The organism is Streptomyces sp. NPDC058674, from assembly GCF_042716505.1.
Lineage (GTDB): Bacteria > Actinomycetota > Actinomycetes > Streptomycetales > Streptomycetaceae > Streptomyces.
The window spans coordinates 34159-46738 of sequence record NZ_JBHXSC010000014.1 but is presented as its reverse complement, the minus strand read 5'-3'; the positions used below and the strand labels follow the sequence as shown (position 1 = coordinate 46738).

The following is a 12580-nucleotide window of genomic DNA, read 5'->3' as shown; positions in this document are numbered from 1 at the left end:
CTCCTACCGAGTCGGTCATCGTGTGTCTCCGGCTGTGCCCGGCCGGGCGGTGTACTGCCCGGCGCGCGGCCGGGCGGGCGGGCGGACGGTCAGCGCCCGGTGCGCAGTCCGACGACCGCACCCCGGAACTCCAGGCTCCGCGAGGCCGCTTCGAGGATGTCGAGCACCTGCAGGCCGGCCCGGCCGTCGGTGAGGGCGGGCCGGCCGGTCGTGATCGCGGCGGCGAACTCCTCGACCATGCTGCGCAGGGCCTCCTTCTCGCCGAGCGCGGGCGCCACCATGTCCCCGGACCGGTAGGAGACGAGCATGTCGCGCCGCTCGTCCACGCCGATCTCCTGCGGGGCGGTGAGGTCCACGCCCCGGTCGAAGACCGCGACGCGCTGAGCCGGGTTGAGGTCGTCCCACACCAGCGTCCGCTTCGACCCGCCCACCATGGTGGTGCGCACCTTGGTCGGGGACAGCCAGTTGACGTGGACGTGGGCGATGGCGCCGGTGTTGAGCTGGAGCGTCAGATAGGCGACGCAGGACTGCCCGGCCCCGATCGGGTCGGCGCCGTGTGCGGCGACGGCGACCGGACGGACGTGGTCCGGGAGGATGAAGTCGAGGACGGAGAGGTCGTGGGGAGCGAGGTCCCACAGCACGTCGACGTCCTTCTGCACCAGGCCCAGGTTGATCCGGACCGAGTCGAAGAACTGGATGTCGCCGAGTTCCCCGGAGCGGACCATCTCCCGGATGCGGGCCACCGCCGGGGTGTAGCAGTAGGTGTGGTCGCACATCAAGGTGAGGCCGCGTTCCGCCGCCTCGTCCACCAGCCGCAGCCCGTCCTCGTACGTGGCGGCGAGCGGCTTCTCCACGAGGACGTGCTTGCCGGCGCGCAGGGCGGCGAGGGCGACGTCGAGGTGCGTACCGGCCGGTGTGGCCACGGCCACCGCGTCGACGGCCGGATCGGCGAGGACCGCCGCGTAGTCGGAGGTCGCCTGGACGGTGGAGTACCCGCCGAGCACCTGCCGGGCCCGGTCCACGTCCAGGTCGCAGAGCCAGCGGAGCCGGAACTCCGCGCACGACTGGAAGTTGCGGACCAGGTTGGGGCCCCAGTAGCCGGCGCCGACCACGGCGACGCCTAACGGCCCGGAGGGCCCCCGGCCGGCGGCGCCGGCCTCCTGCCCCGCGTCCTTCGCGGTGTTCTCCACAGCGTTCCCCTTCCCTCCGCGCACGCCTGCCGGCGTGTCGACAACTCGTGGCCGGGACGCGTGCGAGGGAAGGGGGAAGGAGGTGCCGTCGACGGCAGGCCGGACGCGTGCGCGACCGTGCCCGACCCGTCCGACGGCGATGGCCCCCCACGACCGATGCCCTGCGTGCTTCCGCGTGCCCCGCCCCCCGGCCGTCCGGCACCCCGCGTGCCGGTCCGACCACGGGCCGGGCTGCCCGTTCCCCCGAGCAGCCGGACCCGCCATGCCCCCATCTGTCGTGCGGACCGGATCGGTCCCGGCGTCGCCGAAGCGCGCCGAATCCGGTCGGCTCCGCACAATCTAGACCACCGGGCCTACCTCCGTGGGGAGTTGGGGGAAACAACCGATGCCGTGGTTCGAGCATGCATACTGCCCGGGTGACCAGCATCGTGATACCGGCGCACAACGAGGGCCGGGTCATCGGCCGTCTCCTCGACGCGCTCCTGGCCGACCCCCCGGACTCCGGCACCGACATCGTCGTCGTGTGCAACGGCTGCACCGACGACACCGCCCGGGTGGCCGCCGCACGCGGCCCCCGCGTACGGGTGGTCGAGATCCCGACCCCCTCCAAGCACGCGGCCCTGCGGGTCGGGGACGAGCACGCGCGAGGCTTCCCCCGGCTCTACGTCGACGCCGACGTGGTGGTCGGGGCCGCCGACGTGCGCGCCCTGGCCGGAGCCCTGGCCCGGAACCCGGGCCTGCTCGCCGCCGCTCCGGGCCGCGACATCCCGCTGGCCGGCTGCGCCTGGCCGGTGCGGGCGTACTACCGGGTGTGGCAGCGGCTCCCGGCGGTCCGCGAGGGCCTGTTCGGGCGGGGGGTCATCGCGGTGTCCGAGCCGGGGCACGCCCGGATCGCCGCGCTGCCCCCGCTGATGGCCGACGACCTCGCCGCGTCCCTCGCCTTCGGCCCGGGGGAGCGGCGCGTCGTCGAGGCGGCCCGGGTCGTCGTCCACCCGCCGCGCACCTGGTCGGACCTGATCAAGCGGCGCATCCGGGCGGTGACCTCCTCCGCGGAGGTCGAACGCTTCCAGGCCGCGCACCCGGCCGGCGGACCGGACGCCGGTATGGACGGTACGGTCGGGAAGGGCCGGGCGGTCGGGAAGGGCCGGGCGGGCGCGTCCGTGCCGTCCGCACGCACCGGCGCCGCCGACCTGCGCGCCCTGCTGAGGGCCCGGCCGGGGCTGTTCCCGGCGGTCGTGGTCTTCGTCGCGGCGGCCGTCGCCGCCCGCCGCGGGGCGCGCGGAGCCATCCGGAGCGGGGACTTCTCCACCTGGCTGCGGGACGAGAGCAGCCGCGGGGTCTGAGGGGCGCGGAAGCGGCCGAACGACCACGTAATCACGCCGTACGCACGGCAGTTGGCCCGTACACCCACTAGGGTTCCCCCCGCACCTCCGAGTGTCCGGGACCGCCGTCGTCGGGAGCTCCAGAGCATGTACCTCGCGGACCGTTCCGCGCCCGCCGACGCGAAGACGGCGCCGGGCCGCAGCGCCGGGCGGACCCGCGCGGTCGCCCCGGCCGTCCTCGCGCTGGGCACGGTCAGCCTCATCACCGACATCTCCTCGGAGATGGTCACCGCCGTCCTGCCCCTCTACCTGATCGCGGGGCTGGGGCTGAGCCCCCTCGGCTTCGGCGCGCTCGACGGCCTCTACAACGGCGTCAGCGCCCTGGTCCAGCTGACCGGCGGGCACCTCGCCGACCGGGTCCGCAACCACAAGCTGATCGCCGGGCTCGGCTACGGCCTCTCGGCCCTGTGCAAGCCGATGCTGCTGTTCGCCCACAGCCTCGGCCCGGTGGGCGTGGTCCTCGCGCTGGAACGCACCGGCAAGGGGCTGCGCACGGCCCCGCGCGACGCGCTCATCTCCCTCTCCACACCGGTCGGGTCCCAGGGCCGGGCCTTCGGCGTCCACCGGGCCATGGACACCACCGGCGCCCTCCTCGGCCCCCTCGCCGCCTTCCTCATCCTGAACGCGGCGGTCGACGGCTACGACGCCGTCTTCGGGGTCAGCGCGTGCATCGCCGTACTCGGCGTCGTGGTGCTCGTCCTGTTCGTACCGGGCCCCTCGGCCGACGGCATGCCCCCGCCGGCCCCGCCCCGCACCGCCCCCGCCCCGGGCGCACCACTCGCGGGCCCCGTTCCCGCCCCCCGCCCTGCCCCGGCGGCCCGCAGCACCCCCGCGGCTCCCGCAACCGCTGCCCCCGGCGCCCCCGCGCTGCCCGACGCCCCCGCGGCCCGTGCCGCCGGGGCGGCCGCAGCGCCGCGGTCCGCAGCGGAGCCCTATGCTGCGGAGCCCCCCGCTGCGCGGCCCCCCGCGGTGAACGTGCGCGAGGCGCTGGGCCTGCTGCGCCTGCCCCGGCTGCGCGCCCTCGCGCTCTGCGCCGCCCTGCTGGGCCTGACCACCGTCAGCGACGCCTTCGTGTACCTGCTGCTCCAGGAGCGCGCGGGCGTCGGCGACCGGTGGTTCCCGCTGCTGCCGCTCGGCACCGCCGCCGTGTTCCTGCTGCTGGCCGTGCCCGCCGGGGCCCTCGCCGACCGGATCGGCAGGCGCACCGTCTTCCTCGCCGGCCACGCCCTGCTGCTCGCCGCGTACGGACTGCTGCTCGGGGCCCCCGGCCCGTCGGCCCTGCCCTACCTCGTGCTCGCCCTGCACGGCATGTTCTACGCCGCCACCGACGGCGTGCTGCCCGCCGCCGTCGCCGCCACCGTGCCCGCCCGGCTGCGGGGCACCGGCCTCGCCCTGGTCGGCACCGGCCAGGCGCTGGCCCGCTTCGGCTGCTCGCTGGCCTTCGGCGGCGCGTGGACCCTGTGGGGCACCGGCCCCGCTCTCGCCGCCGCCGCGGGCGGGCTGCTCTGCTGCGCGGTCGCCGCCGGGTTCGTGCTGCGTCCGACGGCTCCCGGGCGCGTCCCCGAAGACGCGCCCGAGAGCGCCCCACGGATCGCCCCCGAAGACGCCCTCGACCCGACCCGTAGCCCCCGAGGATCCCGATGACGCGCTCACGCCGCCTGCTCGTACTCGCACTGGCGGTGGTCCTCCTCGCGGGGGCCGGCGCCGCGCTCGTCCTGCGCGCCGCGGCCCGCGCCGACCGGACCCAGGAGGGCGACCCGACGGTCGCCCAGGGCCCGGTCACCCTCGCCCGCCACGACGGCCTGGCCTTCCTCAACGCCGCCCAGGGGCCCCACCGCGGCGCCCTCGTCTCGGTCCCGGCCGCGGCGCCCCGGGCGGCGCGCACCGCCTCGGGGCTCACCTGCCGGCGCTTCCACGCCGCGGCGGGCACCGGGGTGTGCCTGAACTCCAGTCCCGGTGCGCTCGCGCAGGACAACCGCGCCGTGATCGTCGACGCCGAGCTGCGGACACAGCGGAGCTTCCCGCTGGCCGGCACCCCCTCCCGGGCCCGGGTCTCCCCGAGCGGCCGCTTCGCCGCCTGGACCGTCTTCGTCTCCGGCGAGTCCTACGGAGCCGCCTTCTTCTCGACCCGCACCGCGATCGTGGACACCCGCACCTGGGCCCTCGAACCGGACCTGGAGAAGTTCTCCGTCGTACTGGACGGCCGGCCGTACAGCGCGGCGGACGTGAACCTCTGGGGGGTCACCTTCGCCGGGGACGACGACACCTTCTACGCCACCCTCGGCACCGGCGGCCAGACCTACCTGGTCAGGGGGTCCGTCGCGCGGCGCAGTGTCACCACCCTCGCGCGGAACGTCGAGTGCCCGTCGCTGTCCCCGGACGGGACCCGCGTCGCGTACAAGAAACGGGTGATGCGCGGCGCCTCGCTCTGGCGGGAACACGTCCTCGACCTGCGCACGCTGCGCGAGCAGCCGCTCGCGGAGAGGCGCAGCGTGGACGACCAGGCCCTGTGGCTCGACGACCGCACCCTCGCCTACGCGCTGCCGGCCGAGGGCTCGGTGGACACCACGGACCTGTGGACGGTCCCGGCCGACGGCACGGGCGCGCCGGGCATCCTGACCCCCGCCGCCTCCTCCCCGACCCGTCTCGGCTGACGGCTCCCGACCCGCCTCGACGGACCGGCCAGCCCGTGAGAATCGTTACATTCGCCCCGATTTCCCCTGTTCGGCGCGCATCATTGTTCGGGTCATTGCCGTATACGGCCGCTACCGCGGCCCGCGCCGCGCAACCACCGGCGGGCGCCACAGGGAGAGACATGGGACGCGCGGGCAGCTGGAAGGCCAACTGGCGGATCGCCCTGCCGGTGGCGGGCGGAGCCGTCGTACTCGGGCTGGGCGGCCTCTACGTCACCGGACTCGTGACGGGCGGCGACGTGGACGAGGGCACGCACGTCCGCGGCGTGGACATCGGGGGCATGAGCCGCGCCGAGGCGCACCGGGTCCTGACCACGGAGCTCGGGCCAAGCGCCGCGGCTCCCGTGGCCGTGCGGATCGGGGACCGCGTCGAGCACGCCGAGCCGGCCGCGCTCGGCCTGTCCCTCGACACGGGGGCGACCGTCGACCGCGCCGCACACACGGGACGCGGGCCGGTCGCCGTCATCGGCCGGCTCTTCGCCTCCGGTGAGCGGGAGGTCGAGCCCGTGATCCGGATGGACGAGCGCACCGCCCGCGCCGCCGTCGGGCGCCTCGCCGCGGCGACGGAACAGCAGGTCCGGGACGGGGCGATCGCGTTCGAGAAGGGGGAGCCCAAGGCGGTCACCCCGCAGACCGGCGTGTCCCTGGTCGAGGACCGGGCCGTCAGCACCCTCCGCGAGGCGTACCTGCGGGGGGACGCCGGACCCGTCGTGCTGCCGGTCGAGCGGACCCCGCCGCGCGTCGGAGCCGAGGAGACCGGGCGGGCGCTGCGGCAGTTCGCACAGCCGGCGATGTCGGCCCCCGTCACGCTCGACGTCGCGGGCAAGCGCATATCCATCGGCCCCGCCGTGCTCGGCGAGCACCTGACGATGAAGGCCGACGACGGCAACCGCCTCGTGCCGGCCCTCGACTCCAAGGGCCTGCTCGCCGACCCGGTCGTGGCCCGCCCGGTCGGGCAGGCCGCCCGGGCGCCGCGCGACGCCGACCTCGGTCTCGACGCCGCCGGCCGGGTGGTGGTCGAGGACGAGAGCCGCGCGGGGCGGAAGGTCACGGAGGCGGCGCTCGGCCAGGCCGTGCTGCCGCTGCTGACGCGCTCCGGCCCGGCCCGTACCGGCGAGGTCGCCACCGTGGCCGTCCCGCCGGACCTCACCGGCGACGAGGCGCGGCGGCTCGGCATCAAGGAGAAGGTCTCCTCCTTCACCGTGACCTTCCCGTCCGCTCCGTACCGCACCACCAACATCGGCCGGGCCGTCGAGCTCATCAACGGCTCCGTGGTCCGCCCGGGGGAGGAGTGGAGCTTCAACCGCACCGTCGGCGAGCGGACCCCGGAGAACGGCTTCGTCGACGGCATCATGATCAATGACGGGCAGTACGTGAAGTCGCCCGGCGGCGGGGTCTCGGCGGTCGCCACCGCCATGTACAACGCCGCGTTCTTCGCGGGCGTCAAGCCCGTCGAGCACGGAGCCCACTCCTTCTACATCGAGCGCTACCCGGAGGGCCGGGAGGCCACCGTCGCCTGGGGCACCCTCGACCTGCGCTGGATCAACGACACCGGCCACGCCCTCTACGTCCAGGCGCAGTCCACCGACACGTCGCTGACGATCACCCTGCTGGGCACGAAGAAGTACGACGAGATACGCGCGACCAAGGGGCCGCGCACCGCCGTCACGCCGCCCGGAAAGCGCACGGGCAGCGGCCCGACGTGCGAGGTGCAGACCCCCCTCGAAGGCTTCGACGTGACCGTCGGGCGCGTCTTCGTCCAGGGAGGCCGGGACGTCAGGCGCGAGGAGTTCACGACGCACTACACGCCGCGCGACGAGGTCACCTGCACCCCCGAGGCGCCGTCCGCACCGCCGTCCCCGCAGAAGCCGTCGTCCCCGAAGGCCCCGGCAGCCCCGGCCGTCCTGGCAGCCCCGGCCGCCGCGGCCGTCCAGGCCCGTCACACCGGCTGACGCCCCGCGCCGGCGGCGGCCCGGCCGTCCCGGGGGCGTACGGCAGGTGGCCTCCGGGAGACGAAAATGTGCGTGCCGGGGGCCGCGGGCGCCCGGAAGTGCTACAACTGGGTGCGTGACCCTTCCTCGCCTTCCGTGCCGGGCACATCGGTGCGGTCACCTCTAGGCATCAGGTTCCGAAGCGTCGCCGGACAGGTGTTCGTCCTCCAGGTGGCGATCGTGGTGTTGCTCGCGGCCGCCGCCCTGCTGGCCCTGGTGCTCCAGTCGCGGCACGACATCGACCGGGAGGCGCGCAACCGCTCCGTCTCCGTCGCCGAGACCTACGCCCACTCGCTCGGGCTCCAGGCCGCACTGGAGACGTCCGACCCGTCCGCCATCCTCCAGCCCAACGCCGAGGCCGCGCGCAAGGCGGCCGGGGTGGACTTCATCGTCGTGATGGACACCAACGGCATCCGGTACACCCACCCCAAGCCGGACCGCATCGGCAAGCGGTTCGTCGGAACCATCGAGCCGTCGCTCGCCGGCCGGGTCCACGTCGAGAGCGTGGAGGGTCCGCTCGGCAAGGAGATCCAGGCCGTGGTGCCCGTCACCGCGCCCGACGGCCGGGTCGTCGCCCTCGTCTCCGCGGGCCTCACGGTCAAGAACGTGACCGGGGTCGTCGACCGCCAGCTCCCCGTCATCCTCCTCGCCATCGCGACCGGCCTGGCGCTCGCCACCGGCGGCACCGCGCTGATCAGCCGACGGCTGCGCCGCCAGACCCACGGGCTCGGCACGCAGGAGATGACCCGCATGTACGAGCACCACGACGCGGTGCTGCACGCCGTCCGCGAAGGGGTGCTGATCACCGACGCCGACCGGCTGCTGCTGCTCGCGAACGACGAGGCCAAACGCCTGCTGGGCCTCCCCGAGGACGCCGAGGGCCGCTACGTCGGGGACGTGCCGGGACTGGACCGCCGGATGGCGGACCTGCTGCTGTCCGGACGGACGGCCACCGACGAGGTGCTGGAGGCCGGAGACCGGCTGCTCGTGGTCAACCAGCGGCCCACGCACCCCGGCGGCCGGCCCGAGGGCGCCGTGGTCACGATCCGCGACTCCACCGAGATGCAGGTGCTCACCAGCCGCGCGGACACCGCCCGCCGACGGCTCAAGCTGCTGTACGACGCCCGCGGCGACGTCGGCACCACCCTCGACGTGGTCCGGACCGCCGAGGAACTCGCCGCCGTGGCCGTCCCCCGCTTCGCGGACTTCGTCACCGTCGACCTGGCCGACCCGGTGCTGGGCGGCGACGAGCCCGGCCCGGGCGCCGACATGCGGCGCACCGCGGTCAGCGGCATCCGCGCCGACCACCCCCTCTACCCGTGCGGAAGCCTGATCGACTTCCTGCCGTCCACCCCCCAGGCCCGCGGCTACGGCACCGGTGAGGCGGAGCTGGTGCCCGACCTGGCCCGCGCGCCGGGGTGGCAGGCCCAGGACCCGCCCCGGGCGCGGGCCATCGTCGACTACGGGATCCACTCGCTCATCGCGGCCCCGCTGACGGCCCGCGGCGTCGTGCTGGGGGTGGTCAACTTCTGGCGGTCGCAGAAACCGGAGCCCTTCGACGAGGACGAGCTGTCGCTGGCCGAGGAACTGGTCGCCCGGGCGGCGGTCAGCATGGACAACGCCCGCCGCTACACCCGGGAGCACGCCCTCGCCGAAACGCTCCAGCGCAGCCTGCTGCCGCGGGCCCTGCCCGAGCAGAACGCCGTGGACGTGGCGCACTACTACCTGCCCGCCCAGTCGGGGGTGGGCGGCGACTGGTTCGACGTGATCCCGCTGCCCGGCAGCAGGGTCGCCCTCGTCGTCGGGGACGTCGTGGGGCACGGCCTGCACGCCGCGGCCACCATGGGCCGGCTGCGCACGGCGGTCCACAACTTCTCCTCCCTCGACCTGCCGCCCGACGAGATCCTGGCCCGCCTGGACGACCTGGTCCAGCGCATCGACCACGACGGGGACGGCGACGGGGACGTGGCGATGGGCGGCGTCCTGGGCGCGACCTGCCTCTACGCCGTCTACGACCCGGTGTCCCAGCGCTGCACGGTCGCCCGCGCGGGCCATCTGCCGCCCCTCGTGGTTTCCCCCGACGGCACCACCGAGATCGTCGAGCTGCCGGCCGGGCCCCCGCTGGGCCTGGGCGGCATGCCGTTCGAGACGGCGGAGCTGTACCTGGCGGAAGGCAGCCAGCTCGTCCTGTACACGGACGGACTGGTCGAGGAGCGGACCCGCGACATCGGCGAGGGGCTGGAGCTGCTGCGCAGGGCGCTCAGCCATCCCGAGCGCGACCCCCAGGAGAGCTGCCGGGCCGTGCTCGAACTCCTGCTCCCGACCCGGCCCACCGACGACGTGGCGCTGCTCATCGCCCGGACCCGGACCCTCGGCCCGGACCGGGTCGCGCTCTGGGACGTGCCGTTCGAGCCGAGTGCCGTCGGCGCCACGCGGAACGCCGCGGCGAAGAAGCTCGACGAGTGGGGCCTGACGGAGCTGGGCTTCGGCACGGAACTGATCCTGAGCGAACTGATCACCAACGCCCTGCGCCACGGCAGCGCCCCGGTGCGCGTACGCCTGCTCTACGACCGCACCCTGACCTGCGAGGTGTGGGACGGCAGCAGTACCGCCCCGCACCTGAGGTACGCCGCCACGATGGACGAGGGAGGGCGCGGACTGTTCCTGGTGGCGCAGCTCAGCGAGCACTGGGGCACCCGGTACACGCCCGAGGGCAAGGTGATCTGGGCCGAGCAGCAGCTGCCCGGCACGCCGGGCGCCGCGGAACCGGACCTGACGGCCCTCCTGGACGTGGACCCCCTCTGAGGCCCTCCGAGGTCCGCCTCTGCGGCCCGCCCCCTGCGGCCGACCCGCACCCGCCCCGCCTCCCGGCGACGGCGGCGGGCGGGGGAGGGCAGGGGAGGACGGGGGAGGGATCTCCGGCGGGGAGGCCTCTCAGGGCAGGTCCGCCGCTTCCCGGCCGGGCCGGACCGGGCGGAGCCGGGACAGGCTGCCCTCCCCGCCCTCGGTGCCCTCCTTGATCGTCTGCGCGCGGTCCATCCGGGACCAGCCCGCACCGGCCTCCGCGTTGACCTCCTCGCGCACGTCCCTGATTCCGTAGTGCCCGAAGAGCTCCTCCTCCTCCGCGACGGACAGGACGTTCCCGCAGTCCAGCGCCGCGCAGGGGGCCGATTCAATGAGGGCCACCGGGTACGGAACCACCAGGAGGCCGTCCTCCAGCACCGCCCGGCGCAGGGGTACGAAGACCCCGCCGAGCCCCGAGGCCCGGTCGACGATCCGCACCCATTCCGGCCTGCCGGTGGTGTCGTCGACCAGGACGTACTCCACCAGGCCGATCCGCTGGCCCCCGTCGGTGCGGGCCGTGCAGCCGGCCATGGCCGCGAGCTGTTCCTGAGTGATCACTGCGTCTCCTCGTCTCTCCTGCCGCGCGCCTGTCACCCGTCGGCTACCCCTGACCCGGCCCGTGAAAAGCAGCGGCGGCGCCTTGCCCGCTCCCCGGCCGGGGCCGCGGCGAATGCGTAATCGAAGGGTGTGAGCGGGAAATACCGGGGAAGGCGATGCCTCGGAGGTTGATAATCATGGTTCCCCTGCTTCTTGTTCTTCTGCTGGCCCTGATTCTTTTCGGTGCGGGTTTCGCCGTGAAGATTCTCTGGTGGGTGGCGATCGCGGTCCTGATCCTGTGGCTGATCGGTTTCGTCGCCCGTCCGAAGGGCAGTAGCGGCCGCTGGTACCGCTGGTAGCGGACCCGGCCTCGGACTCCGCGCCCCGCCCGGGCGAATGGATCGCCGGGCGCGGGGCAAGCGGAATTCAGGCGGCCAACGAAAAGCCGCCGCGCACGACATCACGACATACGGAAAAGAGGATGACGGAAGGCGATCCCCGCCGTCATCCGTTGACCGGAGGAGTTGTTTTCGCGTGACTGAGCATGTGTGGAGTTACCAGTCGACCGCCGGCCACCTGGCCGGTACCGATCTGACCGGTTACAAGGTCGAGGCGACCGACGGCAGCATCGGCAAGGTCGACAAGCACTCCGACGAGGTCGGTGACGCCTACCTGGTCGTGGACACCGGCGTCTGGATCTTCGGCAAGGAGGTCCTGCTCCCGGCGAGCACGGTGACCCGTGTCGACCCGGCCGAGGAGAAGGTCTACGTCGACCGCACCAAGGAACAGATCAAGGACGCCCCGGAGTTCCACCGGGACAAGCACCTGGGTGACAGCGGCTACCGCGAGGAGCTGGGCACCTACTACGGCACCGGCGCCCCCTTCGGCGGCCGCCCCGCCTGATCCCCGCACGCGTACGGGCCCGGACTCATCGAGTCCGGGCCCGTACGCGTGCCGCCGTCGTGCGTCGCGCCGTGTCAGGGGCGGCTGGTGAGGTAGCCGCCCATGGTGGTGAAGTACTCGGTCGCCGGCAGCTCGCGGCCGTCCTCGGTGCGTACGCGGGTGACGGCCAGGGCGTGGTTGCGGCCCGTGCGGGCGTCGGCTCCGGCCACGATGGCCACGCCCTCGCCCTCGCGGTAGAAGATGCGGCCGGGGGTGCCGCCGTAGCGGCCCTCGGAGACGACCGCGGCCAGGATCTCCAGGCGCTTGCCCTTGTGGAAGGTGAAGGCGCTCGGGTAGGGGGCGGACTGGGCGCGCACCAGGCGCTCCAGGACCTCCGCCGGCCAGTTCCAGTCGATCCGGATGTCCTCTTCGGCGCGCTTGTGGAAGAAGCTCGCGTTCGACCGGTCCTGCTTGGTGAACTCGGTCTCGCCGGCGGCGATGCGGTCCAGCGCGCCGACGGTGACCGGGGCGATCAGGTCGACCGTCTTGTGGAAGAGGTCGGTGGCCGTGTCGGCCGGCCCGACGGGGACCGCCTGCTGGAGCACGATGTCGCCGGCGTCGAGCACGTCGTCCATCATGTGCGCGGTGACGCCCACTTCGGGCTCTCCGTTGATCAGGGCCCAGATCAGCGGGGAGAAGCCGGCGTACTTCGGCAGCAGCGAGTCGTGGATGTTGAGGGTGCCGTGCGGGGGCAAGTCGTAGATGCGCGACGGGATGTACGTCCGCCAGTTGTTCGCCACGATGATGTCCGGGGCGGCTTCCTTGAGCCGCGCGAAGAGCTCTTCGTCGTCGGGGCGGTTGCGGATGACCACGGGGACGCCGTGTTCGGCGGCGAGGTCCGCGACCGAGTCGCTCCAGATCTTCTCGTAGGCGTGCTCGCTCTTGGGGTGGGTCACGACCATCACCACATCGTGCTCGGAGTCCAGGAGCGCTTGCAGGGTGCGGTGGCCCCAGGTCTGATAACCGAACATGACGACCCGCATGGGGTTCCTCCTCAGTAG

10 protein-coding genes are annotated in these 12580 nt (G+C 74.0%); 7 read left to right on the top strand and 3 right to left on the bottom strand.

Features of this window, described 5'->3' with window-relative positions:
• Positions 1 to 89: 89 nt before the first annotated feature.
• Positions 90 to 1190, bottom strand: coding sequence for a Gfo/Idh/MocA family protein (locus tag ACFWU6_RS10325; protein ID WP_383804274.1), 1101 nt, complete (start codon positions 1188 to 1190; stop codon positions 90 to 92).
• A gap of 416 nt (positions 1191 to 1606) precedes the next feature.
• Here ACFWU6_RS10325 and ACFWU6_RS10320 point away from each other — a divergent pair, with 416 nt between their 5' ends.
• From ACFWU6_RS10320 to ACFWU6_RS10300, 5 genes are all read left to right on the top strand, one after another.
• Positions 1607 to 2533, top strand: a complete 927-nt coding sequence (locus ACFWU6_RS10320; RefSeq protein ID WP_383980278.1) for a glycosyltransferase — start codon at positions 1607 to 1609, stop codon at positions 2531 to 2533.
• Between the two features lie 126 nt (positions 2534 to 2659).
• The gene (locus ACFWU6_RS10315) at positions 2660 to 4216 is read left to right on the top strand and encodes an MFS transporter (protein WP_383980276.1); all 1557 of its coding nucleotides are present in this window, start codon (positions 2660 to 2662) and stop codon (positions 4214 to 4216) included.
• The gene (locus tag ACFWU6_RS10310; RefSeq protein ID WP_383980274.1) at positions 4213 to 5226 is read left to right on the top strand and encodes a TolB-like translocation protein; all 1014 of its coding nucleotides are present in this window, start codon (positions 4213 to 4215) and stop codon (positions 5224 to 5226) included. The genes ACFWU6_RS10315 and ACFWU6_RS10310 overlap by 4 nt, the downstream gene beginning before the upstream one ends.
• 161 nt (positions 5227 to 5387) lie before the next feature.
• Positions 5388 to 7217 carry a VanW family protein gene (locus ACFWU6_RS10305; RefSeq protein WP_383980268.1) on the top strand — a complete coding sequence of 610 codons (1830 nt, stop codon included), beginning with the start codon at positions 5388 to 5390 and terminating at the stop codon, positions 7215 to 7217.
• 210 nt (positions 7218 to 7427) lie between these two features.
• Positions 7428 to 10061 (top strand): SpoIIE family protein phosphatase, encoded by a 2634-nt coding sequence (locus ACFWU6_RS10300; protein WP_383804313.1) that lies wholly within the window; start codon positions 7428 to 7430, stop codon positions 10059 to 10061.
• Between the two features lie 129 nt (positions 10062 to 10190).
• Here the strand turns inward: ACFWU6_RS10300 and ACFWU6_RS10295 are convergent, their stop codons facing one another.
• Complete coding sequence (locus ACFWU6_RS10295) at positions 10191 to 10658, bottom strand: PRC-barrel domain-containing protein (protein WP_383804265.1); 468 nt, start codon at positions 10656 to 10658, stop codon at positions 10191 to 10193.
• Positions 10659 to 10834: 176 nt separating this feature from the next.
• Here ACFWU6_RS10295 and ACFWU6_RS10290 point away from each other — a divergent pair, with 176 nt between their 5' ends.
• Entirely contained in the window at positions 10835 to 10996 is a 162-nt protein-coding gene (locus tag ACFWU6_RS10290) for a hypothetical protein (RefSeq protein ID WP_030964779.1), read from the top strand.
• Between the two features lie 175 nt (positions 10997 to 11171).
• A complete protein-coding gene (locus tag ACFWU6_RS10285; RefSeq protein WP_383804263.1) occupies positions 11172 to 11540 on the top strand; it encodes a PRC-barrel domain-containing protein in 369 nt (122 codons plus the stop codon).
• A gap of 74 nt (positions 11541 to 11614) precedes the next feature.
• Here ACFWU6_RS10285 and ACFWU6_RS10280 read toward each other — a convergent pair whose 3' ends face one another.
• Positions 11615 to 12562, bottom strand: coding sequence for a methionyl-tRNA formyltransferase (locus ACFWU6_RS10280; RefSeq protein ID WP_383804261.1), 948 nt, complete (start codon positions 12560 to 12562; stop codon positions 11615 to 11617).
• Positions 12563 to 12580: the final 18 nt, after the last annotated feature.

Excerpts from the sequence above, each read along its gene's own strand:
- ACFWU6_RS10315 (WP_383980276.1), top strand. The coding sequence starts at position 2,660 with ATGTACCTCGCGGACCGTTCCGCGCCCGCCGACGCGAAGACGGCGCCG.
- ACFWU6_RS10310 (WP_383980274.1), top strand. The coding sequence starts at position 4,213 with ATGACGCGCTCACGCCGCCTGCTCGTACTCGCACTGGCGGTGGTCCTC.
- ACFWU6_RS10305 (WP_383980268.1), top strand. The coding sequence starts at position 5,388 with ATGGGACGCGCGGGCAGCTGGAAGGCCAACTGGCGGATCGCCCTGCCG.
- ACFWU6_RS10290 (WP_030964779.1), top strand. The coding sequence starts at position 10,835 with ATGGTTCCCCTGCTTCTTGTTCTTCTGCTGGCCCTGATTCTTTTCGGT.
- ACFWU6_RS10280 (WP_383804261.1), bottom strand. The coding sequence starts at position 12,562 with ATGCGGGTCGTCATGTTCGGTTATCAGACCTGGGGCCACCGCACCCTG.